The sequence below is a fragment of the Nocardioides sp. genome (genome assembly GCF_964228225.1).
GTDB lineage: Bacteria > Actinomycetota > Actinomycetes > Propionibacteriales > Nocardioidaceae > Nocardioides.
This window is the reverse complement of record NZ_CAXQZB010000012.1, coordinates 1-22,794: the sequence shown is the minus strand read 5'-3', so window position 1 is coordinate 22,794 and position 22,794 is coordinate 1. Positions and strand designations below refer to the sequence as shown.

The window sequence follows — 22,794 nt, the reverse complement described above, 5'->3', positions numbered from 1 at the left end:
CTGTCGGTCGTCCCGCGTCGGTTCAACGTCCACAGGCGCCATTGTTGGCTGCTCGTCCACCGGACGAGCAGGGGCCCTGATTCACCCTGCGGACGGGCACCGATGACTCATGCATGCATCTGCAACCTCCGCCCGACGTATCCCTCCTTCTTCGCCGTGACGCCGTCGCAGCCGGCCGGGACGACGCCTGGCTGCGACGTGAAGTCCGCGCCGGCCGCCTCGTCCGGGTGCGGCACGGGGTCTACGCAGACCCTCGCTACACGCAGCTCGGCGCGGCGGATCAGCATCGGGTGAGGGCGGCGGGGATCCATCAGTACTACCCGTCGACCATGGCGCTGTCGCACGTCAGCGCGGCCCTGGCGTGGGGTGCACCCGACTGGGGCCTGCCGTTGAGCAACGTGCACGTCACCCAGCTCGACGGCGACGGCGAACGCACCGAGGCCGGCGTCGTCCACCATCACGTCGAGTACCCGCTCGACGACCTCACCCGAACCGCCGAGGGCTGGGTCAGCACCCCGGCGAGAGCCGTCATCGAGTCATTGCCGCTGCTGGGACGGGACTCTGCCGTATGCGTGCTCGACTGGGTCCAGAATCGCGGTCTCGCCGATGCCGACGTCCTCGACCGGACGATCGGTCGGCAGACCGCGTGGCCTCATGTGGCACGCAGCCGGGACCTGCTCGCGGTCAGCGACGCCGGCGCGCAGTCGGTCGGCGAGACCCGGAGTCGACTGCTCTTCCGCGACCTCGGACTACCCGCGCCGGTCACTCAGTACCCGGTCCGCGACCGCCACGGCCGTGTCTTCGCCTATCTCGACTTCGCGTGGCCGGAGTACGGGGTCGCGGGCGAGTTCGACGGCCGCGTGAAGTACGTCGACGCCGACGGTCGTGCTGCGGTCGAGGTCCTCATGGCCGAGAAGTGGCGCGAGGATCGGATCCGCGAGGAACTGGGATGGCGGTTCGTGCGCTGGACCTGGTACGACCTCGCCCGACCTCACGATCTCGCAGCACGCCTGCGCAGGGCCCTCCGTCTCGGATGACCTCGACGACGCCATCTTGGCCGAGCAAACTGTCGGTCCTCCTGCCAGATTCGCCCGCCGGGCGACGGTTTGCTCGGCCGACCGAGCAAACCGTCGCAGCACGCCGGGACCCTCAGGCGCCGTAGACCGGTTCGGGGGTGGGGGCCTGGGCGAGGAGGGCGCGCAGGCCCACCCCCACCTCGGCCGCCTCCCACCGGCGGCCGAGGTCGGTGGCGGGTCCGTGGGTCCAGCCGTTCTCGACGGTGACCTTGCCGCCCTCGATCTCGATCATCCGGCCGGTGACGTCGCCGGCCTCGACCGAGGCGAGCCAGGCGACGACGGGTGAGTTGTCGCGGGGGTCGGGCATGGCGGCGGTGTCGAAGGCGGACTCGGTCATGCGGGTGCGGGCCACGGGGGCGATCGCGTTGACGGTGACGCCGTAGCGGCCCATCTCCTGGGCGGCGACGAGGGTGAGGCCGGCGATCCCGGCCTTCGCGGCGGAGTAGGTGGCCTGACCGACCGAGCCCTGCAGCCCGGCGCCGGAGGAGGTGTTGATGACCCGGGCCGCGCGCTGGCGGCCGTCCTTGGCCTCGGCTCGCCAGTAGGCGCCGGCGTGGCGCAGCGGGGCGAAGTGACCCTTGAGGTGCACCCGGATGACGGCGTCCCACTCCTCCTCGGAGGTGTTCACCAGCATCCGGTCGCGCACGAATCCGGCGTTGTTCACCAGGATGTCCAGGCCGCCGAAGGTGTCGATCGCCTGACGCACCATCGCCTCGGCCTGCGCGAAGTCGGCGACGTCGGCGGTGTTGACGACCGCCTCCCCGCCCGCGGCCACGATCTCGGACACGACCTGCTCGGCCGGGGTCTCCCCGGTGCCCTCCCCCGCCAGGCTCACGCCGTAGTCGTTGACGACGACCTTCGCGCCGTGGGCGGCGAGCTCCAGCGCGTGGCCGCGCCCGATCCCGCGGCCCGCACCGGTGACGATCGCGACGCGACCCTCGAGTAGACGGCTCATGAGTTCTCTTTCTGGGTGCTGGTGACGTGGAGGAACACGGGGGGCTCGCCCCCGCCGTGGCACGCGACGCGCGCCCCGGAGACGTAGGAGGCCAGGTCGCTGGCCAGGAACGCGACGACGTGGCCGACCTCCGCCGGGCGCGCCATGCGCCCCGCGGGGATGGTCGCCTCGATCGCCGCCACGGCGTCGTCGCCGCCGTAGTGGTCGTCGGTGTGCTCGGTGCGGCACAGCCCGACGTCGATGGCGTTGATGCGCACCTTCGGTCCCCACTCGATCGCGAGCGAGGTCGTGAGCGCGTCGACGCCGGCCTTGGCCGCGCCGTAGGCGGCGGTGCCGGGCGAGGGCCGGGCCGCCGAGATCGAGGAGATGTTGACGATCGCACCCCCGCCGGGCTGGGTCTGCATCACCGCGTTGGCGGCCTGCGCGCAGGTGAGGGCCGACATCAGGTTGAGCCCCACGATCTTGTCGTGGAAGCGCGGCGAGGCGTCGGCGGCCAGCGCGTAGGGCGCTCCCCCGGCGTTGTTCACCAGCACGTCGAGGCTCCCATGGGTGGCCACGACGTCCGCCACGAGCGCGGCGACGGCGTCGGGGTCGCGCACGTCGCAGGTGCGGTGGTCGGTGCCGGGCACCACGGGCTCGGCCGAGCGGGCGCAGGTCACGACCGTCGCGCCGGCCTCGAGCAGCGCCTCGGTGATGCCGCGTCCGATGCCGCGGTTGCCTCCGGTCACGAGGGCGACCCGGCCGGAGAGGTCGAGGGCGAGCGTCATGGCTGCTACCCTACCAAGCAAGTGCTTGGTTGGGACGTCAGGAGTCGCTTTGCCCATCACCTCCGAGCTCCGGGACGACGGCCTCCGCGTCGTCACCATGGAGCATCCGCCGGTCAACGCCCTGCCCGTGCAGGGCTGGTTCGACGTCGCCGCCGCGCTCGACGACGTCGCCCGTGATCTCGACACCAAGGCCGTGGTGCTGCGCGCCGAGGGCCGCGGCTTCAACGCCGGGGTCGACATCAAGGAGATGCAGCACACCAGCGGGTTCGAGGCCCTGCTCGGCGCCAACAAGGGCTGCTACGCCGCCTTCAAGGCCGTCTACGAGTGCGCGGTCCCGGTGGTCGCGGCCGTCAACGGCTTCTGCCTCGGCGGCGGCGTCGGGCTGGTCGGCAACGCCGACGTCGTCATCGCCAGCGACGACGCCTACTTCGGCGTGCCGGAGGTCAACCAGGGCGCCCTGGGAGCGGCCACCCACATGGCCCGTCTGGTGCCCCAGCACATGATGCGCACCCTCTACTTCACCGCCCGCACGATCAAGGCCACCGAGCTCGTGCAGTTCGGCAGCGTGCTCGAGACCGTGCCGCGCGCCGAGCTGCTCGACGCCGCGCTGAAGGTCGCCGGCGAGATCGCCGCCAAGGACACCCGGGTGATCCGCGCGGCCAAGGAAGCGCTCAACGGCATCGACCCGATCGACGTCAACCGCTCCTACCGCTTCGAGCAGGGCTTCACCTTCGAGCTCAACCTCGCCGGGGTCAGCGACGAGCTGCGCGACGACTTCGCCGGCACCCACAAGAGCGACGGGAAGGGCTCCGCATGAGCGCCAAGCCGCGCGACAAGCGCATGAGCATCGAGGACGTCGTCGCCTCGCTCGAGAGCGGCATGACGATCGGCATCGGCGGCTGGGGCCCGCGGCGCAAGCCGATGGCGCTGGTGCGCGCGATCCTCAACTCCGACCTCACCGACCTCACGATCGTCAGCTGGGGCGGCGCCGACGTCGGCCTGCTCGCCCGCGCGGGCAAGATCCGCAAGCTCGTCTACGCCTTCGTCCGCCTCGACACCGTGCCGCTGGAGCCCAACTTCCAGAAGGCGCGCCAGGAGGGCACGATCCCCGAGGTCGTGGAGCTCGACGAGGGCATGTTCATGACCGGCCTGAAGGCCGCGAGCCAGCGGCTGCCGTTCCTGCCGATGCGCGCCGGCCTGGGCTCCGACGTCATGGTCAACAACCCGTGGCTGCGCACCGTCACCAGCCCCTACGACGACGGTGAGGTGCTGGTCGCCGTCCCGGCCCTGAACCTCGACGTCGCGCTGGTGCACCTCAACCGCGCCGACGCCCACGGCAACGCGACCTACCTGGGCCCCGACCCCTACTTCGACGACCTGTTCGCGATGGCCGCACAGCGCACCTACCTCTCGGTGGAGCAGATCGTGGACACCGCCGGCCTCACGGTCGACACCCCGGTGCAGCGGCTGCTGCTCAGCCGGATGCTCGTGGACGGCGTGGTCGAGACCCCGCACGGCGCCCACTTCACCGACTGCCGGCCCGACTACGCCCGCGACGAGAAGTTCCAGCGCGCCTACGCCGCCGCCGCGGGTGGCAGCGAGGAGGACTGGGAGGCCTTCCGCGCCCGGTTCCTCGCCGGCGACGAAGCCGCCTACCAGGCCGCCGTGGCCGCGTTCCGGGAGGAGTCCTGATGGAGATCACACGCGCCGAGGTGTGCGCTGCCGCCGTGGCCGACGCCTTCGCCGAGGACGGCGAGATCTTCGCCAGCCCCATGGGCACCATGCCGATGCTGGGGGTGCGCCTGGCCCGGCTGACGTCCAACCCCGACCTGGTGATCAGCGACGGCGAGTCGCTGTTCCTGGCCGGCACCCCGCCGCTGTTCGCCGCCGCCGACGTCGTGGAGGGCTGGATCCCCTTCCGCAAGGTCTTCGACGTCGTGGCCCACGGGAAGCGCCACGTGATGATGGGCGCCACGCAGATCGACCGCGAGGGCAACCAGAACATCTCCGCGATCGGCCCGTTCGCCCAGCCGAAGCGCCAGCTGCTCGGCTCGCGCGGCGCGCCCGGCAACACGGTGAACAACCGCACCTCCTACTGGGTGCCCAAGCACGGCCCGCGCGTGTTCGTCGAGCAGGTCGACGTCGTCTCCGGCGTCGGCCGTCCGCGCGCCGAGGCCGCCGGCCCGGCCGCCACCCGCTTCCACGACCTGCACCGCATCGTCACGAACCTCGCGGTGCTCGACTTCGACGGCCCCGGCGGCGAGCAGAGCAGCGTGCGGCTGCGCAGCGTGCACCCCGGCGTCACCGTCGACGACGTCGTGGCCGCCACCGGGTTCGCCCTCGCGATCCCCGACGACGTGCCCGAGACCCGGCTCCCCACCGCCGAGGAGCTCATCCTCATCCGCGAGGTCCTCGACCCCCGCGGCCTGCGCCACCAGGAGGTTCCCGCATGATCGAGCAGCTGATCCGGACCCGCTTCACCGACCTCGTCGGCGTGCGGCACCCGATCGTCCAGACCGGCATGGGCTGGGTGTCGGGGCCGCGGCTGGTCAGCGCCACCGCCAACGCCGGCGGCCTGGGCATCCTGGCCAGCGCCACGATGAGCTTCGAGGAGCTGCGCGCCGCGATCCTGGAGACGAAGTCGCGCACCGACGCCCCGTTCGGGGTCAACCTGCGCGCCGACGCCGGCGACGCCGAGGCCCGCTGCGACCTGCTCATCGAGCACGGGGTGAAGGTCGCCTCCTTCGCACTGGCCCCCAAGGAGGCGCTCATCAGCCGCCTCAAGGACCACGGCATCGTCGTGATGCCCTCGATCGGGGCCGCGAAGCACGCCGTCAAGGTCGCCTCCTGGGGCGCCGACGCCGTGATGGTGCAGGGCGGCGAGGGCGGCGGCCACACCGGCCCGGTGCCCACCAGCCTGCTGCTGCCCACCGTGCTCGACGCCGTCGACATCCCGGTGATCGCCGCCGGCGGCTACTTCGACGGCCGGGGTCTGGCCGCCGCGCTGTCCTACGGCGCGGCCGGCATCGGCATGGGCACGCGCTTCCTGCTCACCAGCGACTCCGCGGTGCCGCAGGCGGTCAAGGAGCTCTACCTCGGCCACGACCTCAACGGCACCGTCGTCACCGCGAAGGTCGACGGCATGCCCCACCGGATGCTGCGCACCGACCTCGTGGAGTCGGTGGAGGCCAACTCCACCCTCAAGCGCCTGGGCCCCACCGCCAGGCGGACGCTGGAGTTCAAGCGCACCTCCGGGATGAGCTGGGTGCAGCTGCTCCAGGACGGCCGGGCCATGAAGAGGACCCAGGGCCGCACCCTGGGTCAGATGGCGCTGGCCGCCAACACCCCGACCATGCTCAAGGCCGGTCTGGTGGACGGCGACACTGACGCGGGCGTGCTCGCCTGCGGCCAGGTGGTCGGCGTCATCGACGACCTGCCCAGCTGCGAGCAGCTGATCGACCGCATCGTCACCGGTGCCGCCGAGCAGCTCGAGCGCGCGGCCGGCGCCGTCGTCCGCCCGGTCACGACCTGAGCCGGCACCGGCACACCGGAGTCCGACTTCGGTGATCGACGACATCCCCCCGGACCGTGGATCCGCATCCACCCGGGGGGATGTCGTCGTTAGGCTGGGAGCGTGAGCGAGCCGCAGGCGACCCGACGTCCCAAGCACCTGATCGACCCCAACGCGCCGCGGAAGGTGTCGACCCCGGAGGACCGGGCGCGGCTCGAGCGGGTGCAGCGCTGGGTGATGTCGGTCCTCACCGCCACCACCGTCGGCCACCTCGCCGTCGGCCTCGTGATCGGGGCGATGTTCATCGACGACGCCGAGCGCGCAGCGCGCATCGGTCTCGTGGTCATCGGCGGCGTCGTCGGCGTGCTCGGCCTGATCGGCGCCGCCCTCATCCACCGCCAGCCGCCGCTCACCTGGTGGGTCTGGATCGGCCTGCTGCCCGGCATCGTCGGGCTGTGGCTCGTGCTCGGCTGAGGACGACGGCCGGGACGCCGTCCCCGGGTTCACCGGATGTTCGCCGTGCTCTGGTGAGGTGGTGCGCATGTGCGACCACTCCCCTGCCGGCCAGCCCCACGCCCACCCCGAGCCGACCCCCGGCCTGGGCCGACGTGACGTCGCCCGCGCGGGGTCGGGCCTGCTGATCGCCGGCGGCCTCGCGGCCACCACCGGTGCCGCCGCCCCCGGCGCCGGCTGGGGCAGCACTGACGCGCCACGACCCGGCGCGTCCCGGGACTCACGCATCAGCCGTGGCACCCGCCTCGTGCACGCCGACCTGCACAACCACACCCTGCTCTCCGACGGCGACGGCGATCCTGCGGCCGCGTTCGCCTCCATGCGCAACGCCGGGCTCGACGTCGCGGCCCTGACCGACCACGCGACCCTGAGCGACAGCGTGCTCGGCGAGGTGCTGGCCGGACTGCTGCCGGCCGAGTACAAGCAGGTCGCGGGGATCACCCCCGGCGACTTCGCCCGCACCGGCCGGCTCGCGGACGCCGCCGACCGCCCCGGCCGCTTCACCGCGATCCGCGGTTTCGAGTGGAGCGAGCCGCTGCTGGGACATGTCAACGTCTGGTTCAGCGAGCACTACATCGACGTCGTGCAGGCCGGGGTCATGCAGCCGCTGCTGGCATGGCTGCGGCGCGAGCCCGGCCTCGTCCTCGACGGCGGCGCCGGTGCACTGGCCGGCTTCAACCACCCCGGCCGCGAGCCGGGTCGCTTCCAGGAGTTCACCTACGACCCGCGGGCACGGCAGCAGCTGGTCTCGATGGAGATCTTCAACCGCGAGGACGACTACCTCTTCGAGGGGTTCTCCGACGGACGCAGCTCACCGCTCACCGCCTGCCTGGGCGCCGGCTGGCGTACCGGCCTGCTCGGCGTCACCGATGAGCACGGCACCGACTGGGGCTTCCCCGAGGGCAAGGGCCGCACGGGACTGTGGGTCAAGCGTCACGACCGTGCCGGGGTCAAGGAGGCGATGCGGGCGCGGCGGTTCTTCGCCACCCGCACCTCGGGCCTGCGCCTCGACGTCGTCGCCCGCTCCCGCCGCAGCGAACGCGTCGCGCGGATGGGCGGGGTGCTGCCGCACGACAGCGGCCGGGTGCGGCTACGGATCGACCTCGCCCGCGACCGTACCTGGCGCGGCCGCCGGCTGCAGGCCCAGGTGCTGGTGCCCGAGGCCGGCGCCGACGTCCCGCGCGTGGCCGCCCTGCGCGAGGTGGCGGTCGGTGCGGTCAGCGAGTTCGACGTCGCCCTCGACACCCGCCGCGAGGACTGGTTCGTCGTGCGGATCGCCGACCCCGAGCGCCGCAACGCCACCCCGGGCCCTGCCGGCCACCCCGCGAACGCCCTCGGGGTCGCCTACGCCAGCCCGATCTGGTTGCGTGCACGCTGACCGACGCCGGTCCCCCGACGTGCCCCGGGGTGCCCGCCCCGGGGTGGGCACCCCGGGGGACTCACCTCGACGTCAGAGGCGCTCGATGATCGTGACGTTGGCCTGGCCGCCGCCCTCGCACATCGTCTGCAGCGCGTAGCGGCCGCCGGTGCGCTCGAGCTCGTTGAGCATGGTGGCCATGATCCGGGTGCCGGTGGCGCCGATGGGGTGGCCCAGCGAGATGCCGCCGCCGTTGACGTTGACCTTCTCGTGGGGGATGTCGAGCTCCTTCATCCACGCCAGCACGACCGAGGCGAAGGCTTCGTTGCACTCGAACAGGTCGATGTCCGCCACGCTCAGGCCGGTCTTCTCCAGGGCGTGACGGGTGGCGCGGATCGGGCCGGTGAGCATCCAGACCGGGTCGTCGCCGCGCACCGAGAGGTGGTGCACGCGGGCTCGGGGGGCGAGGCCGTGGTCCTTGACCGCCTGCTCGGAGGCGACGAGCACCGCCGAGGAGGCGTCGCAGATCTGCGAGGCGACGCCGGCGGTGATCCGTCCGCCCGGGGCGAGCGGCTGCAGGCCGGCCATCTTCTCCAGGCTGGTCTCGCGCGGGCACTGGTCGGTGGTGAACGGCCCACCCTCCACCTCGACCGGCACGATCTCGCGGTCGAAGCGGCCCTCGGCGATCGCCGCGCGGGCGCGCTCGTGGGAGGCCAGGGCGTAGGCCTCCATCTCCTCGCGGCTGATGTCCCACTTCGCCGCGATCATCTCGGCGGAGTTGAACTGGCTCACCTCGGTGTCGCCGTAGCGCGCCGCCCAGCCGGGCGACTCGGCGAACGGGGTGGAGAAGCCGTACTGCTGGCCCACGAGCATGGCCGCGGAGATCGGGATGGCGCTCATGTTCTGCACCCCGCCGGCGATCACCAGGTCCTGGGTGCCGGACAGCACGCCCTGGGCGGCGAAGTGCACGGCCTGCTGGGAGGAGCCGCACTGCCGGTCGATGGTCACCCCGGGCACGTGGTCGGGCAGCCCGGCCACGAGCCAGGCGGTGCGGGCGACGTCGCCGGCCTGGCTGCCGATGGTGTCGCAGCAGCCCAGGATGACGTCGTCGACCGCACCGGCGTCGATGCCGGTGCGCTCCACGAGCGCGCGCAGGGTGTGGGCGGCGAGGTCGGCGGAGTGCATCGCGGCGAGCGCGCCGCCGCGCTTGCCGACGGGGGTGCGCACGGCGTCGATCAGGTAGGCCTCGGGCATGTCAGGTGTCCTCTCGGGTGGCGATCCCGTCGAGCAGGATCGTCAGGTACTGGCGGGCGACGTCGCGGTAGCCGAACCGGCCGCCGGGGCGGTACCAGGCGACGGCGACCCAGACGGTGTCGCGGATGAAGCGGTAGGTGAGCTCGACGTCGAGGTCGCTGCGCAGGGCGCCGGTGCGCACGCCGTCGTGCAGCAGGGTGAGCCAGACCTCGCGCGACTGGCGGTTGCGCTCGGCGAGGTAGCCGAAGCGCTCGAAGGTGCCGAGGAAGGCGGCCTCGTTCTGGAAGATCGCCACCTCGTGGGGGTGCTGGTCGATGGCCTCGAAGGACACCTCGACCGCCTGCTCCAACCGCGAGCGGGCGTCGTCGTCGGAGCGGAGGATGGCGTCGTACTTGCCGAACAGGTCCTCCTGGAAGGTCGAGAGGATCTCGTCGACCATCGACTCCTTGGAGTCGAAGTGGTGGTAGAGGCTGCCCGAGAGGATGCCGGCGGCGTCGGCGATGTCGCGCACCGTGGTGTTCTTGAAGCCCTTGGAGGCGAACAGCCCGGCGGCGATGGCGAGCAGCTCCTGACGCCGGTTGGGGGCGGCGGCCTCCACCGCACCGCCCGCGGTGCTGCTAGGCATGCTGACTGCTCACCGAGAGGACCTCGCCGGTGAGGTAGGAGGAGTAGTCGCTGGCGAGGAACACCATCACGTTGGCCACCTCCCAGGGCTCGGCCGCGCGCCCGAAGGCCTCGCGCTGCTTGAGCTCGGCGAGCAGGTCGTCGCTGGTCACCTTGGCCAGGAACGGGTGCATCGCCAGCGACGGGCTCACGGCGTTGACCCGGATGCCGTGCGGGGCGAGGTCGAGCGCGGCGCAGCGGGTCAGCGCCATCACGCCGGCCTTGGCGGCGGCGTAGTGGGCCTGGCCCTCCTGGGCGCGCCAGCCGATCACCGAGGCGTTGTTCACGATCACGCCGCCGCGGCCACGCGCCGTCATCCGCTGGCCGACCGCGCGGATGCAGCGGAAGGTGCCGGTGAGGGTGATGTCGAGGACCTTCGACCACTGCTCGTCGGTCATCTCCAACACCGAGGCGGTACCGCCCAGGCCGGCGTTGTTGATCATGACGTCGACCCCGCCGAGGTCGTCGGCGAGGTCGAGCAGCGCCTGCACCTGGGCCTCGTCGGTCACGTCGCACACCGTCTGGCGCACCCGGTCGGCGCCGAACTCGGCGGCCAGGGTCTCCTCCGCCTCCGCGAGCCGGCGGGCGTGGGTGTCGGAGAAGACGACGGCGCGCGCGCCCTCCTCGAGGGCCCGGCGCACGACGGAGGCGCCGATGCCGGCGCCGGCGGCGGCGGTGACCACCACGACCTTGTCGGCGAGCAGGTCGTGCCCGGGCACGTAGGCGGGGGCGGGCTGCTCGGGGCGGTGGATGGACATTCAGGCTCCCTTGGGTTCGCGGGGCAGGCCGAGCACACGCTCGGCGAGGATGTTCTTCTGGACCTCGTCGCTGCCGCCGTAGATCGTGTCGGCGCGCGAGAACAGGAACAGGCGCTGGTGGTCGTCGAGGTCGTAGGCGGTGCCGGGGGTCTGCCGGGTGAGCAGGCCGTCGAGGCCGGCGACCTGCATCGCGACCTCGCCGAGGCGCTGGTGCCAGTTGGCCCAGACCAGCTTGAAGATCGAGCCCGCTCCCCCGCCGGCGGCGGAGTCGGCGCCGTCGGCCAGGGCGGCCAGGCCGCGCAGGCCCTGGGAGCGGATCACCGACAGCTCGGCCTTGAGCGCGGCCAGCCGGTCGCGCAGGACGACGTCGTCCAGCGCGCCGCAGGCGCGGGCCCGGGCGATCACCTCGTCGAGCTCGCGGGCGTAGGTGACGGTCTGGGCCAGGGTCGAGACACCGCGCTCCAGGCCGAGCAGACCCATCGCCACGCCCCAGCCGTGGCCGGGCTCGCCCACCACGAGGTCGGCGCGGGTGCGGGCGCCGGTGAAGAAGACCTCGTTGAACTCCGAGCCGCCGGTGAGCTGCTCGATGGGCCGCACCTCGACCCCGGGCTGGTCCAGCGGGACGAGCAGGAACGAGAGCCCCGCGTGGCGCTGCGACCCGGGCTCGGTGCGGGCGACGACGAAGACCCACTGGGAGAAGTGGGCGTTGGAGGTCCACACCTTCTGGCCGTCGATCACCCACTCGGCGCCCTCGGGACCGTCCTCGAGCCGGGCCCGGGTGGCGACGTTGGCGAGGTCGGAGCCGGCGTTCGGCTCGGAGTACCCCTGCGCCCACAGCTCGGTGACCTGGCGGATCGGTTCGAGGAACCGCTGCTGCTGGGCCGGGGTGCCGAAGGCCATCAGGGTCGGCCCGAGCAGGGTCTCGCCGAGGTGGTTCACGCCGTGCGGGGCGTTCGCGCGGGCGTACTCCTCGTGGAAGATCACCTGCTGCCACAGGCTCAGGCCGCGGCCGCCGTGCTCGGTGGGCCAGCCCACGCAGGTCCAGCCGTGGGCGGCCAGGTGGCGGTTCCAGGCCAGCCGCTCCTCGATGGCCTCGTGGTCGCGGCCGGGGCCGCCGAGGCCCTTGAGCGCGCCCCACTCCCCGGCCAGGTGGTCGCCGAGCCACTCACGGATCTCGCGTCGGAACGCCTCGTCGGCATCGGTGTGCAGTGGTTCCACGGGTGCTAGTCTACCAAGCAAATGCTTGGTTGGAGGGTCATGACCACCACGATTCCGGCGGCACTGCGCGAGGCCGCCCGTCGCGATCCCGCGGCACCGGCCTACGTCGAGGCCACGCCGCAGGGCGACGCCGTGCTGTCCTTCGGTGCGCTGCTCGAGCGCGTGCGCGCCACGGCGGCCCACCTGGTCGACCGCGGCGTCGGCGCGGGCGACCGCGTCGCGATCTGGGCACCGAACAGCACCGACTGGGCCGTCACCGCGCTCGCGGTCACCTACGCCAGCGGCGTGCTCGTGCCGCTGAACTCCCGCTACACCGCCCACGAGGTGGCCGAGGTCCTCACCCGCACCGACGCCGCCCTCGCCGTCGTCGCCGACGGGTTCCTGGGGCGCACCCAGCTGTCCGACCTCGCCGCCACGGGCGTCACCACCCCGGTGCTCGACCTCGCCGACCTCCCCGCCCTCGCCGAGGCGACGACGCCGGCGCAGCGCGCCGCCGCGGATGCCCGCGCCGACGCCGTCGGCCCCGACGACGTCGCCGACATCCTGTTCACCTCCGGCACCACCGGCCGCTCCAAGGGCGCCATGAGCGCCCACCGCCAGAGCCTCGGGGTGGCCGCGGCCTGGGCCGGGCTCGGCGGCGTGCAGCCCGAGGACCGCTACCTCGTGGTCAACCCGTTCTTCCACTCCTTCGGCTACAAGATCGGGATCCTGGTGGGGCTGCTCGCCGGCTGCGCCCTGTACCCCGTGGCCACCTTCGATGTCGCGGCCACCCTGCGGCTGATCGAGAGCGCCCGGATCACGGTGCTGCCCGGCGCGCCGACGATCTACCAGTCGCTGCTCACCGCCCCCGGACGTGCGGAGGCCGACCTGTCCTCGCTGCGCCTGGCCGTCACCGGCGCGGCCGTGGTGCCGGTCGTGCTCATCGAGCGGATGCGGGCCGAGCTGGGCATCGAGCAGGTCGTGACCGCGTTCGGCATGACCGAGGCCGTCGTCGTCACGATGTGCCGGGCGGGCGACTCCGCCGAGACGGTGGCCACCACCAACGGCCGCGCGATCCCGGGCATGGAGGTGCGCATCGCCGAGGACACCGGCGAGCTGCTCGTGCGCGGGGAGTTCGTGATGCTCGGCTACCTCGACGACCCCGAGGCCACCGCCGCCGCGATCGACGTAGACGGCTGGCTGCACACCGGCGACGTCGGGGTGCTGGACGAGGCCGGCAACCTGCGCATCACCGACCGGCTCAAGGACATGTACATCTCCGGCGGGTTCAACGTCTACCCCGCCGAGGTCGAGCAGGAGCTGCTGCGCCTGCCCGGCGTCGACGACGTCGCCGTGGTGGGGGTGCCCGACGAGCGGCTGGGCGAGGTGGGCAAGGCGTTCGTCGTGGGCACGGCGAGCGCGGAGCAGGTGGTCGCGCACGCGCGCGAGCGGCTGGCGAACTTCAAGGTGCCGCGGGAGGTCGTCCACGTCGACGTCCTGCCGCGCAACCTCTCGGGCAAGGTGCTGAAGAACGAACTGAGGGGACACTGAGGTGGATCTGGAGCTGTCGGAGAGCGAGCTGGCCTTCCAGGCGCAGGCGCGGGAGTGGCTGGCCGCGCACGTGCCGGGCGAGCCGCTGCCCTCGATGGACACCGTCGAGGGCTGGGCGCTGCACCAGGAGTGGGAGGCCACGCTGGCCGCGGACCGCTGGTCGGTGGTCTCCTGGCCGGCCGAGTTCGGCGGCCGCGACGCCTCGCTGGTGGAGTGGGTGATCTTCGAGGAGGAGTACTACCGCGCCGGTGCGCCGGGACGCGTGAGCCAGAACGGCATCTTCCTGCTCGCCCCGCTCATCTTCGAGCACGGCACCCCCGAGCAGCAGCAGCGCTGGCTGCCGGACATGGGCAGCGGGCGGACGATCTGGGCGCAGTGCTGGTCCGAGCCGGAGGCCGGCTCCGACCTCGCGTCGTTGCGCTCCACCGCCCGCCGCGACGACGCCCGCGGCGGCTGGGTGCTCAACGGCCAGAAGACCTGGTCCTCCCGGGCCGCGCTGGCCCACTGGGGCTTCGGGCTGTTCCGCTCCGACCCCGAGGCGCAGCGCCACCACGGCCTCACCTACTTCTGCTTCCCGCTCGACGCGGCGGGGATCACCGTGCGCCCGATCGCGCAGCTGGACGGCGAGGCCGGGTTCGCCGAGATCTTCTTCGACGACGTCTTCGTGCCCGACGCCGACGTGCTCGGCGCCCCGGGCGACGGCTGGCGGGTCGCGATGTCCACCGCCGGCAACGAGCGGGGCCTCTCGCTGCGCTCCCCCGGCCGGTTCGTGGCGGCGGCCGACCGCTTGCTCGACCTCTACCGCGAGACCCCGGCCCCGCCCGCCGGCAGCGGCGACGACGTCGTCGACGCGTGGCTGGCCGCCGAGGCCTACCGGCTCTACACCTGGGGCACCGTCACCCGGCTGCGCGACGGCGGGGCCGGGGCCGACGTGGGCGCCAGCGGGTCGGTGAACAAGGTCTTCTGGAGCGAGCTCGACGTCGCCCTGCACGAGACCGCGCTCGACCTGCTCGGCGCCGACGCCGAGGTGGGCGGGCGCTGGTTGGACGGCTACACCTTCTCGCTGGCCGGTCCCATCTACGCCGGCACCAACGAGGTGCAGCGCAACATCGTGGCCGAGCGCATCCTCGGCCTCCCCCGCGAGCCGAAGGGAGCGGGCCGATGAGGTTCGAGCTCGACGACGACCAGCGCGACTTCGCCGCCTCCCTCGAGCGGCTGCTCGCGGGCGCGGACACGGTGAAGGTGGCCCGTGCCTGGGCCGAGGGCGACCACGCCCCCGGGCGCGCCCTGTGGCAGCGCCTCACCGAGCAGGGCCTGCTGCAGCTGGCCCTGGACGCCACCCCGGTCGAGCTCTGCATCGCCTTCGAGGCGCTGGGGCGCCACGCGGTGCCGGGCCCGTGGGTCGAGTCGGCCGCCTACCTCCCGGTCGCCACGGGCGCCGAGGTCGAGGGCATCGCCACCCTCGCGCTGCCGCCGCTGGTGCCGCGCGCCCTGGACGCGGACGTCGCCGACGTCGTGCACCTCGGCGCGCAGCCGGTCGCGGCCGAGGCCGTCGGTGCGCTGCAGGTGTCGGTGGACCGCACGCGACGCCTGTTCGACGTCGCCGGGCCGACGCCGGACGTGCACGAGCAGGCACTGGACCTCGCGGTGCTCGCCACCGCCGCGCAGCTGCTCGGCGCCGGCGAGCGCGTGCTGGCCGACTCGGTGTCCTACGTCGCCCAGCGCACCCAGTTCGGCCGCCCGATCGGCAGCTACCAGGCCATCAAGCACGCCCTGGCCGATGTGCGCATCGCGCTGGACTTCACCCGCCCGCTGGTGCAGGGGGCCGCCCTCGACCCGACCCGACGCGCGACCGCGGCGGCGAAGGTGGCGGCCTCGGACGCGGCCTACCTCGCCGCCCGCACCGGCCTGCAGGTGCACGGCGCGATCGGCTACACCGCGGAGTTCGACCTCTCGCTGTGGCTCACCAAGATCCGCGCCCTCGTCGGGGCCTGGGGCACCCCCGCCCACCACCGCGCCGTGCTGCGCGAGGACCTGCTGGCCCACGGGGCGTGGGCGTGAGCGCCGACGTGCGGCCCGGGCGCAGCGAGGAGCAGCACGAGCTCGCCCTCACCCTGCGTCAGGTGCTCACCAAGCACGCCGGGAGCGACGCGGTGCGCGCCGTCATGGGGGCCGAGCCCGGCTACGACACCGCGCTGTGGACCCTGCTGTGCGAGCAGATCGGGGTGGCGGCGCTGGCCGTGCCCGAGGAGCACGACGGTGCTGGGTTCACCCTGGCGGAGTCGGTGGTCGCCCTGGAGGAGCTCGGCCGCGCGCTCGCCCCGAGCCCGCTGCTGTCCTCCGTGCTCACCGCCGAGGCGATCCTGGCCACCGGCGACGCCGACGCCGCCGCGCGCCTGCTGCCGCGGCTGGCTGCCGGGGAGGTGGGTGCGGTCGTGCTCGACGACGGCGCCCCCGTGCTCGACGCGATCGACGCCACGGTCCTGGTGGCCCTCACCGACGCCGGCCTGGTGGACGTCGACCCCGGCAGTGTGACCCGCCGCCACCTGGAGACCGTGGACCAGACCCTGCGCCTGGCCGCGGTCGACCTCGAGGCCGCGATCACCACGCCGATCGGCGACGCCGCGGCGGTCGACGCCGTGCGCGACCGGGTCCGGCTGGTCGGCGCCCTCGGCGTGACCGCCCTCCAGATCGGCCTCGCCGACCGGGCGCTGAGCATGACGGTGGAGTACAGCCGGGCGCGGGTGCAGTTCGGCCGCCCGATCGGCTCCTTCCAGGCCCTCAAGCACCGGATGGCCGAGATGCTCGTGCTGCAGGAGATGGGCCGCTCGGCGGTCTGGGCCGCCACCGAGGCCGTCGTCGCCGCACGTGAGGACGCCGCCGAGCTGGTGCACGTCGCGAAGGCCTACTGCTCCGAGGCGGCCGAGCGCATCGCCGCCGAGACGGTGCAGATGCACGGCGGCATCGCGATCACCTGGGAGCACGACGCCCACCTGGTCTTCAAGCGCGCCCACGCCCTCGGCCAGCTCTTCGGCGCCGCCCACCACCACCGGGCCGCCCTCACCCTCTGACCCGCGGTGGTCACCGGGGGACGTTGCAACGAGCGACATGAGCAGAGCCGACCGTGGGACCCACGACCGCTCCTGCTCATGTCGCTCGTTGCAACGGGAGACCTCAGCCCCCGACCAGCGTCCCGTCGAGGACGGTGGGGCGGCCCCGGAGGAGGGTGGCGCGGACCTGGGCGGTGAGGGTGCGGCCGTGCCAGGGGTTGTTGCGTGAGAGCGACACCGAGGCGTCGCGGTCGACGACGACCTGCGCGGCGGGGTCGACCAGCGTGAGGGTGGCGGGGGCGCCGACCTCCAGCGCACAGCCCTGGTCGGCGAGGCCGGCGATGGCGGCGGGGGCGGTGGACATCACCCGGGCGACGTCGGCCCACCCGAACTCCCCCGCATCCCCGTCGAGCATGACCGAGGCCACCACCGACAGCGCGGTCTCGAGCCCGAGCATGCCGAAGGCGGCGTCGACGAAGGCGTGTTCCTTGTCGTGGCGGGCGTGGGGGGCGTGGTCGGTGGCGACGGCGTCGATGGTGCCGTCGGCCAGCGCGGCGCGCAGCGCGAGCACGTCCTCCTCCGGACGCAGCGGCGGGTTGACCTTGAAGGTGGGGTCGTAGCCGGCGAGCAGGTCGGTGGTGAGCAGCAGGTGGTGGGGGGTGACCTCGGCGGTGACGGCGATCCCCTGGCTCTTGGCCCAGCGCACGACCTCCACGCTGCCGGCGGTGGAGACGTGGGCGACGTGCACGCGGCTGCCGGTGTGGCGGGCCAGCATGACGTCGCGGGCGACGACGACCTCCTCCGCGACGCCGGGCCAGCCGGGCAGCCCGAGGCGGCCGGACAGCTCGCCCTCGTGACAGCACGCGCTCGGCCCGGCGAGGTCGGGGTCCTGGGCGTGCTGGGAGATCACGCCGCCGAAGGCCTTGACGTACTCCAGCGCCCGGCGCATGACGCGCGGGTTGGCCACGCAGCGGCCGTCGTCGGAGAAGACACGGACGCGGGCCCGGGAGCGGTGCATGAGGCCGAGCTCCGCGAGCTCCTCCCCGCCCAGGCCGCGGGTCACGGCACCCACGGGGTGCACGTCGACGATCCCGGCCGCGCGCCCGAGGTCGTGGACCCGCTCAGCGGCCTCGGCGGTGTCGGTGACGGGGCTGGTGTTCGCCATCGCGAGCACGGCGGTGTACCCGCCCACCGCGGCGGCACGCGAGCCGGTGAGGATCGTCTCGGCGTCCTCGCGGCCCGGCTCGCGCAGGTGGGTGTGGAGGTCGACCAGGCCCGGCAGCGCCACGAGGCCGTCGGCGTCGAGCACCTCGGCGTCGGCCGCGCTCAGACCGGAGCCCACCTCCACGACGACGCCGTCGCGCACCAGCAGGTCGGCGGCGTCACCGCCGAGCAGGCGCGCGCCACGGATCAGCAGGGCGGGGGTCGTGTCGGGCTGGCGGGTCATCGGGCCTCGTCTCCGGCGAGCAGGTGGTACAGGATCGCCATCCGCACCGCGACGCCGGCGGACACCTGGTCGAGGATGGCGGACTGGGCGGCGTCGGCGGCGTCGGCCGCGATCTCCAGGCCGCGGTTCATCGGCCCGGGGTGGCAGATCGGCACGTCGGGGCCGAGCACCGCGAGCCGGTCGCGGGTCAGGCCGTAGCCGACGGTGTACTCGCGCGGACTCGGGAAGTAGCCGCCGCTCATCCGCTCGCGCTGCACCCGCAGCATCATCACGGCGTCGGCGGTGGGCAGTATCTCGTCGAGGTCGTAGGAGGTGGCGAACCCCGCGGCCGCCGACCAGGGTCCGACGCCGCTGGGCATCAGCGTGGGCGGGGCGACGACGGTGACCCGCGCCCCGAGGCGGGTCAGCAGCGCGATGTTGCTGCGGAACACGCGGCTGTGGGTGAGGTCGCCGACCACCACGACGTGGCGCTCCTCCAGCGACCCGAGGCGTCGTCGCAGCGTGTAGGCGTCGAGCAGGGCCTGCGAGGGGTGCTCGTGGGTGCCGTCGCCGGCGTTGATGACGCTGGCGTCGATCCACTGCGAGACCTGGTGGGCCGCGCCGCTGGCGGCGTGCCGCATCACCAGCGCGTCCACCCCCATCGCCGCGATGGTCATCACGGTGTCGCGCAGGCTCTCGCCCTTGGAGGTCGAGCTGCCCTTGCCGGTGATGTTGATGGTGTCGGCCGAGAGCCACTTGCCGGCGATCTCGAAGCTCGACCGGGTGCGGGTGGAGTCCTCGAAGAACAGGTTGATGACGGTGCGCCCGCGCAGGGCGGGCAGCTTCTTCACCGACCGGTGCTGCACGTCGTGCATCTCGGTGGCGGTGGCGAACAGGGTCTCGACGTCGTCGAGGCTGAGGTCGTCGATGCTGAGCAGGTGGCGCTTCACCGGATCCACACCCCTTCGAGTCCGTCGGTGTCCTCCAGGCGCACCATCACCCGCTCGGTGCGGGCGCTGGGCAGGTTCTTGCCCACGTGGTCGGCACGGATCGGCAGCTCGCGGTGGCCGCGGTCGACCAGCACCGCCAGACGCACGACGTCGGGGCGACCGAGGTCGTTCATGGCGTCGAGTGCGGCCCGCACGGTGCGCCCCGAGTAAAGCACGTCGTCGACGAGCACGACGGTGCGGCCGTCGATGCCGCCGGGGGGCAGCTCGGTGGGCTGCGGGCCACGGGCGGGGTGCTGGCGCAGGTCGTCGCGGTAGAGCGTCACGTCGAGCGCCCCGACGGGCACCTCCACGCCCTCGACGGCCGCGATCCGGGCCGCGATCCGGCGCGCCAGCGGCACCCCGCGACTGGGAATGCCCAGCAGGACGAGGTCGGCGGCGCCCTTGTTGCGCTCGAGGATCTCGTGGGCGATGCGGGTCAGCGAGCGGGTGATCTCACCGGGCTCGAGGACCACACGGCCCTCGGGGGTGGCGACCGCGGGGTCGCTGGTCTCCTCGCGGGCGGGGCGGTCCTCGGGGGTGCTCGGGGGCACTGTCACGGGGCCGGACCTCCTTCTCCGCCTCTCGGGACGGCTCGTTAAAGGATGTCGGGATCGGACCGAACGCTAGCACCGCGCCGCGGCGTCACCGCCCGCGGGCGAGGTGGGGCGCGGGGTGCCCGGCGATCATCGGCAGGTCGAGGTACGTGCGCACCCCGGGCTCGGCCGCCACGACCGCCGGGATCGCGTTCACGCAGTGGTTGGCGGTCGACACGATGCCGGGGTTGCGCACCAGCCCGGCCGCCACCGACTCCGGCTGCAGGCCGCGGATCGTGACGACGACGTCGGGGTCGCCGGTGATCTCCACCTCGAACCGCTCGCCCTCGGGCCCGAAGTGCCAGGGCGGGTCGAGGTGCTCCTCGCCCATCAGCCAGTTGACGGTGGCGGTCACCACCGGCTCGCCGTCCACCAGGGCCCGCCAGTGGAAGCGGCGGGCGGCCACGAGGCCGGGCTCGATCGGCCCGATCGGGGAGTCGATCGGGGCGGTGGCCACCGCGACCTCCTGGAGGGTCTCGATCCGCGGGTCGGCGTCGAACCCGAGCTCGGCCACCACCATCCGCACCGAGGCCTTGAAACCGGCCCCGAGCAGGGCCGCCATCGGGCTGGCCAGCGCCTCCTCGGGCGTCGCGCCGAACCCCATCACGTGCCGCACGACGTCGGGCGCGCCGTAGGTGCGGATGTCGGAGAACTCCTCGGCGCGCACGTGGGTCACCCGGGCGCTGACCGCGGAGAGCATGAGCGGGAAGCGCTCGGTGATGCCGCCGGGGTGGATGCCGGTGCCGTGCAGGGTGGAGCCGCCCTCCGCGCAGGCGGCGTCGATCGCCCCGAGGCGTGCGGGGTCGGGGTAGATCCAGCCGACCGGGGTGACCACGTCGATCCCGGCGCGCAGCAGCGCGACCACCTGGGCCTCGTCGGGCACGAGCGGGGCGTAGACGACGGCGTCGGGTGCCAGCCCGCAGACCTCCTCCAGCGTGCCGACGCAGGGCGCCCCGAGCGTGCCGAGGTCGAGCACGTCCCCGACGTCGCGACCGACCTTCGCCGGACTGTGCACCCAGGCGCCCACCAGCGTCAGGTCGGGGTGGCTCAGGATCGCCTCGACGGCGGCGCGTCCCACCCCGCCGGTGGCCCACTGCAGGACGCGCAACGGCGCAGGACTCGTGGTGTCGGTCACAGGGGCTGAGTCAGCCAGCGGAATCGACACGTGTCAAGTATTCCGCGCCGCCCCCGGGGTTCGTCGTACCAACCGTATGTGCTGTTCTTCGGCCGAGAAACAGCACAGACGGTGGGTACGACGCCCACCCGGCGCGCACCCGGACCGGTGGTCGAGGTGGGGACGGGGCGTCAGGCGTCGAGGTCGATCAGGACCTTGCCGACGACGCCGGCCTCGACGGCCTCGTGGGCGGCGGCGGTGTCGGCCAGGCGGTAGTGGTGCAGGGGCAGGCCGGCGTCCTCACCGACACGCAGGGCGCCGGCGGCCACCGCGGCACCGACGTCGGCGACCGCGGGCTGCAGCAGGTCCTCGCCGAGGGTGTAGAGCAGGATCCCCTGCAGCCGCAGGTTGAGCGAGAAGCTGGCCCGCAGCGGCATCGTGACGTCGTCGCCGCCGTTGTTGGCGTAGTAGGCGATCGTGCCGCGGGTGCGCACCACCTGCAGGTCCAGGGCGAGGTTCTGGGCGGGGGCGACCTCGGCGACGAGGTCGACGCCGTCGGGTGCGAGGTCGCGCACGACGGACACGACGTCCTCGCGGCGGTAGTCCACGACGTGCTGGGCGCCCGCCGCGGCGGCCAGGGCCGCCTTCTCCGGGCTGCTCACGGTGCTGATGACCTCCGCCCCGGCCCAGCGGGCCAGCTGGATGGCGGCGTTGCCCACCGCACCGGCACCCCCGGCCACCAGCACCACCGCCCCGGCGAGCGCGCCGGGATGCAGCCGCGTGGCGGACTCGCCGCTGGTGAGCGCGCGGTGCGCGGTCAGCGCCGGGACGCCGAGGCTCGCGCCGAGGTCGAAGGAGGCCGGCGCGGGCAGCGGCGCGACGAGGTGGGCGGGCAGGCGGACGAGCTCGGCAGCGGTGCCGTGCGCGCGTCCGTGCTGCGCCTGCCGCAGCCACACCCGGTCGCCCACGGCGACGTCCGTCACCTCGGCGCCGACCGCGGCCACCACCCCGGCGCCGTCCTGACCGGGCACGACCTCCGGGTGCGACTTGGTCATCAGCCCCGCGCGGAACTTCCAGTCCGTCGGGTTCACCCCGGCCCGCACCAGCCGCACGACGACGTCCGCCGGGCCCGGCTCGGGGTCGGGCAGGTCCACCGGGCGCAGCACCGAGGCGGGTCCGGTCTCGCGGTAGCTCACGGCGCGCACGGGGGCTCCTTCGGGGTGGCGGGCATCGACCCCGCGACGCTACCGCGAGGTCGATCCGCCAGGGCCGCGACCCACCTGGCAGCCGACCTCAGAGCGCGGCGGCCATCCCGGCGCAGGCCTCCAGCCACGAGCGGCGGGTGGCGGCGGACAGCTCGGCGTAGGGCACCACGGATCCGGCGACCAGGGCGGGGTCGTAGGGCACCCGGTACACCGCGCCGGTGCGCTGCTCGTACACCGCGACGAGGTCGGCCGCCAGCTTCTGGTCGACCTTCGGCGAGGGGTCGGAGAGCACCGTCACGACCTTGCGCTTGAGGTCGGCCATCCCGGCGTCCTGCAGCGCGTCCAGCATCCACAACCCGCTGTAGCCGGTGTCCTCGCGCACGGTGGAGGTGACGACGAGCAGGTCGGCGGCCTCGGCGGCGGCCAGCCAGTTCTCGGCGCGCATGTTGTTGCCGGTGTCGACCAGGATGATCCGGTAGAACCGCTCCAGCAGCCGGTGCACCTCCCCGAAGTCCTCGGCGCGGATCGTGCCGGTGACGTCGGGGCGCTCGTCGGAGGCCAGGACGTCGAAGTGGGCGTCGCCCTGGGAGCGCACGAACGCGCCGAGGTCGCCGATGCGCGACTGGTAGACGTCCTTGAACCGCTCGAGGTCCTCGAGCAGCTCCCGGGTGGTGTTGCGGTGCGTGCTGCGGGTGCCGCGGATCCCGAGGGTGCCGCGGGTCTCGTTGTTGTCCCACGCCACGACGCCGCCGCCACGCACGGTGCCGAAGGTGTAGCCCGCCGCCAGCACGCCGGTGGTCTTGGCGGCGCCGCCC

22 protein-coding genes and 1 pseudogene are annotated in these 22,794 nt (G+C 73.5%); 11 read left to right on the top strand and 12 right to left on the bottom strand.

The annotated features are described in order from the left end of the window. The first annotated feature begins 113 nt into the window (after window positions 1–113). Window positions 114–1,037, top strand: coding sequence for a hypothetical protein (locus tag ACERUJ_RS02570; RefSeq protein ID WP_370246873.1), 924 nt, complete (start codon window positions 114–116; stop codon window positions 1,035–1,037). A 112-nt stretch (window positions 1,038–1,149) separates the two neighbouring features. Here ACERUJ_RS02570 and ACERUJ_RS02565 read toward each other — a convergent pair whose 3' ends face one another. Next, window positions 1,150–2,031, bottom strand: a complete 882-nt coding sequence (locus ACERUJ_RS02565) for an SDR family oxidoreductase (protein ID WP_370246872.1) — start codon at window positions 2,029–2,031, stop codon at window positions 1,150–1,152. After that, complete coding sequence (locus ACERUJ_RS02560) at window positions 2,028–2,798, bottom strand: SDR family oxidoreductase (RefSeq protein WP_370246871.1); 771 nt, start codon at window positions 2,796–2,798, stop codon at window positions 2,028–2,030. Before ACERUJ_RS02560 ends, ACERUJ_RS02565 begins: the two co-directional genes overlap by 4 nt. On the opposite strand from ACERUJ_RS02560, the gene ACERUJ_RS02555 reads away from it, so the two are divergent. From ACERUJ_RS02555 to ACERUJ_RS02530, 6 genes are all read left to right on the top strand, one after another. Beyond that, a complete protein-coding gene (locus ACERUJ_RS02555) occupies window positions 2,797–3,615 on the top strand; it encodes an enoyl-CoA hydratase family protein (RefSeq protein ID WP_370246870.1) in 819 nt (272 codons plus the stop codon). The two genes, ACERUJ_RS02560 and ACERUJ_RS02555, sit on opposite strands and share 2 nt — an antisense overlap. After that, window positions 3,612–4,490 (top strand): CoA transferase subunit A, encoded by an 879-nt coding sequence (locus ACERUJ_RS02550; protein ID WP_370246869.1) that lies wholly within the window; start codon window positions 3,612–3,614, stop codon window positions 4,488–4,490. The genes ACERUJ_RS02555 and ACERUJ_RS02550 overlap by 4 nt, the downstream gene beginning before the upstream one ends. Then, a complete protein-coding gene (locus tag ACERUJ_RS02545) occupies window positions 4,490–5,251 on the top strand; it encodes a CoA-transferase subunit beta (RefSeq protein WP_370246868.1) in 762 nt (253 codons plus the stop codon). Before ACERUJ_RS02550 ends, ACERUJ_RS02545 begins: the two co-directional genes overlap by 1 nt. Beyond that, entirely contained in the window at window positions 5,248–6,330 is a 1,083-nt protein-coding gene (locus tag ACERUJ_RS02540) for an NAD(P)H-dependent flavin oxidoreductase (protein ID WP_370246867.1), read from the top strand. Before ACERUJ_RS02545 ends, ACERUJ_RS02540 begins: the two co-directional genes overlap by 4 nt. A gap of 102 nt (window positions 6,331–6,432) precedes the next feature. Further along, window positions 6,433–6,783 (top strand): hypothetical protein, encoded by a 351-nt coding sequence (locus ACERUJ_RS02535; RefSeq protein WP_370246866.1) that lies wholly within the window; start codon window positions 6,433–6,435, stop codon window positions 6,781–6,783. Window positions 6,784–6,850: 67 nt separating this feature from the next. Then, complete coding sequence (locus tag ACERUJ_RS02530; RefSeq protein WP_370246865.1) at window positions 6,851–8,200, top strand: CehA/McbA family metallohydrolase; 1,350 nt, start codon at window positions 6,851–6,853, stop codon at window positions 8,198–8,200. A 72-nt stretch (window positions 8,201–8,272) separates the two neighbouring features. On the opposite strand, the gene ACERUJ_RS02525 is transcribed toward ACERUJ_RS02530, so the two are convergent. The 4 genes from ACERUJ_RS02525 to ACERUJ_RS02510 are packed head-to-tail and all read right to left on the bottom strand — an operon-like array spanning window position 8,273 to window position 12,072. Beyond that, on the bottom strand, window positions 8,273–9,433 hold the full coding sequence (locus ACERUJ_RS02525) for an acetyl-CoA C-acetyltransferase (protein WP_370246864.1): 1,161 nt from the start codon (window positions 9,431–9,433) through the stop codon (window positions 8,273–8,275). Window position 9,434: 1 nt separating this feature from the next. Next, a complete protein-coding gene (locus ACERUJ_RS02520; protein WP_370246863.1) occupies window positions 9,435–10,058 on the bottom strand; it encodes a TetR/AcrR family transcriptional regulator in 624 nt (207 codons plus the stop codon). Beyond that, the gene (locus ACERUJ_RS02515; protein WP_370246862.1) at window positions 10,051–10,854 is read right to left on the bottom strand and encodes an SDR family oxidoreductase; all 804 of its coding nucleotides are present in this window, start codon (window positions 10,852–10,854) and stop codon (window positions 10,051–10,053) included. Before ACERUJ_RS02515 ends, ACERUJ_RS02520 begins: the two co-directional genes overlap by 8 nt. Further along, a complete protein-coding gene (locus ACERUJ_RS02510; protein WP_370246861.1) occupies window positions 10,855–12,072 on the bottom strand; it encodes an acyl-CoA dehydrogenase family protein in 1,218 nt (405 codons plus the stop codon). It abuts the gene before it with no gap. Window positions 12,073–12,111: 39 nt separating this feature from the next. Between ACERUJ_RS02510 and ACERUJ_RS02505 the strand changes: the two genes are divergently transcribed. From ACERUJ_RS02505 to ACERUJ_RS02490, 4 genes are read left to right on the top strand one after another with little or no spacing between them, the layout of a single operon-like run. Further along, window positions 12,112–13,602, top strand: coding sequence for a FadD3 family acyl-CoA ligase (locus ACERUJ_RS02505; protein WP_370246860.1), 1,491 nt, complete (start codon window positions 12,112–12,114; stop codon window positions 13,600–13,602). 1 nt (window position 13,603) lies between these two features. Next, window positions 13,604–14,767 (top strand): acyl-CoA dehydrogenase family protein, encoded by a 1,164-nt coding sequence (locus tag ACERUJ_RS02500; protein WP_370246859.1) that lies wholly within the window; start codon window positions 13,604–13,606, stop codon window positions 14,765–14,767. Beyond that, the gene (locus ACERUJ_RS02495) at window positions 14,764–15,663 is read left to right on the top strand and encodes an acyl-CoA dehydrogenase family protein (RefSeq protein WP_370246858.1); all 900 of its coding nucleotides are present in this window, start codon (window positions 14,764–14,766) and stop codon (window positions 15,661–15,663) included. The genes ACERUJ_RS02500 and ACERUJ_RS02495 overlap by 4 nt, the downstream gene beginning before the upstream one ends. After that, the gene (locus ACERUJ_RS02490; RefSeq protein ID WP_370246857.1) at window positions 15,660–16,673 is read left to right on the top strand and encodes an acyl-CoA dehydrogenase family protein; all 1,014 of its coding nucleotides are present in this window, start codon (window positions 15,660–15,662) and stop codon (window positions 16,671–16,673) included. The genes ACERUJ_RS02495 and ACERUJ_RS02490 overlap by 4 nt, the downstream gene beginning before the upstream one ends. 103 nt (window positions 16,674–16,776) lie before the next feature. Here ACERUJ_RS02490 and ACERUJ_RS02485 read toward each other — a convergent pair whose 3' ends face one another. The 6 genes and pseudogenes from ACERUJ_RS02485 to ACERUJ_RS02460 all read right to left on the bottom strand — a co-directional run. Next, the gene (locus ACERUJ_RS02485) at window positions 16,777–18,099 is read right to left on the bottom strand and encodes a dihydroorotase (RefSeq protein ID WP_370246856.1); all 1,323 of its coding nucleotides are present in this window, start codon (window positions 18,097–18,099) and stop codon (window positions 16,777–16,779) included. Beyond that, window positions 18,096–19,028, bottom strand: coding sequence for an aspartate carbamoyltransferase catalytic subunit (locus tag ACERUJ_RS02480; protein ID WP_370246855.1), 933 nt, complete (start codon window positions 19,026–19,028; stop codon window positions 18,096–18,098). The genes ACERUJ_RS02485 and ACERUJ_RS02480 overlap by 4 nt, the downstream gene beginning before the upstream one ends. Beyond that, entirely contained in the window at window positions 19,025–19,540 is a 516-nt protein-coding gene (gene pyrR / locus ACERUJ_RS02475) for a bifunctional pyr operon transcriptional regulator/uracil phosphoribosyltransferase PyrR (protein WP_370246874.1), read from the bottom strand. The genes ACERUJ_RS02480 and pyrR overlap by 4 nt, the downstream gene beginning before the upstream one ends. 169 nt (window positions 19,541–19,709) lie before the next feature. Next, window positions 19,710–20,795: a hypothetical protein gene (locus ACERUJ_RS02470; RefSeq protein WP_370246854.1), complete on the bottom strand. Its 1,086-nt coding sequence runs from the start codon at window positions 20,793–20,795 to the stop codon at window positions 19,710–19,712. A gap of 170 nt (window positions 20,796–20,965) precedes the next feature. Further along, the gene (locus tag ACERUJ_RS02465; protein ID WP_370246853.1) at window positions 20,966–21,979 is read right to left on the bottom strand and encodes an NADPH:quinone reductase; all 1,014 of its coding nucleotides are present in this window, start codon (window positions 21,977–21,979) and stop codon (window positions 20,966–20,968) included. Between the two features lie 88 nt (window positions 21,980–22,067). Then, window positions 22,068–22,794 (bottom strand): annotated as a pseudogene (locus ACERUJ_RS02460) (MinD/ParA family protein); the annotation flags it as partial.

What these genes read in the sequence shown, in the direction of transcription:
- ACERUJ_RS02570 (WP_370246873.1), top strand. Translation starts at nt 114, where the DNA reads ATGCATCTGCAACCTCCGCCCGACGTATCCCTCCTTCTTCGCCGTGAC.
- ACERUJ_RS02565 (WP_370246872.1), bottom strand. Translation starts at nt 2,031, where the DNA reads ATGAGCCGTCTACTCGAGGGTCGCGTCGCGATCGTCACCGGTGCGGGC.
- ACERUJ_RS02555 (WP_370246870.1), top strand. Translation starts at nt 2,797, where the DNA reads ATGGCTGCTACCCTACCAAGCAAGTGCTTGGTTGGGACGTCAGGAGTC.
- ACERUJ_RS02560 (WP_370246871.1), bottom strand. Translation starts at nt 2,798, where the DNA reads ATGACGCTCGCCCTCGACCTCTCCGGCCGGGTCGCCCTCGTGACCGGA.
- ACERUJ_RS02550 (WP_370246869.1), top strand. Translation starts at nt 3,612, where the DNA reads ATGAGCGCCAAGCCGCGCGACAAGCGCATGAGCATCGAGGACGTCGTC.
- ACERUJ_RS02545 (WP_370246868.1), top strand. Translation starts at nt 4,490, where the DNA reads ATGGAGATCACACGCGCCGAGGTGTGCGCTGCCGCCGTGGCCGACGCC.
- ACERUJ_RS02540 (WP_370246867.1), top strand. Translation starts at nt 5,248, where the DNA reads ATGATCGAGCAGCTGATCCGGACCCGCTTCACCGACCTCGTCGGCGTG.
- ACERUJ_RS02530 (WP_370246865.1), top strand. Translation starts at nt 6,851, where the DNA reads ATGTGCGACCACTCCCCTGCCGGCCAGCCCCACGCCCACCCCGAGCCG.
- ACERUJ_RS02525 (WP_370246864.1), bottom strand. Translation starts at nt 9,433, where the DNA reads ATGCCCGAGGCCTACCTGATCGACGCCGTGCGCACCCCCGTCGGCAAG.
- ACERUJ_RS02520 (WP_370246863.1), bottom strand. Translation starts at nt 10,058, where the DNA reads ATGCCTAGCAGCACCGCGGGCGGTGCGGTGGAGGCCGCCGCCCCCAAC.
- ACERUJ_RS02515 (WP_370246862.1), bottom strand. Translation starts at nt 10,854, where the DNA reads ATGTCCATCCACCGCCCCGAGCAGCCCGCCCCCGCCTACGTGCCCGGG.
- ACERUJ_RS02505 (WP_370246860.1), top strand. Translation starts at nt 12,112, where the DNA reads ATGACCACCACGATTCCGGCGGCACTGCGCGAGGCCGCCCGTCGCGAT.
- ACERUJ_RS02495 (WP_370246858.1), top strand. Translation starts at nt 14,764, where the DNA reads ATGAGGTTCGAGCTCGACGACGACCAGCGCGACTTCGCCGCCTCCCTC.
- ACERUJ_RS02485 (WP_370246856.1), bottom strand. Translation starts at nt 18,099, where the DNA reads ATGACCCGCCAGCCCGACACGACCCCCGCCCTGCTGATCCGTGGCGCG.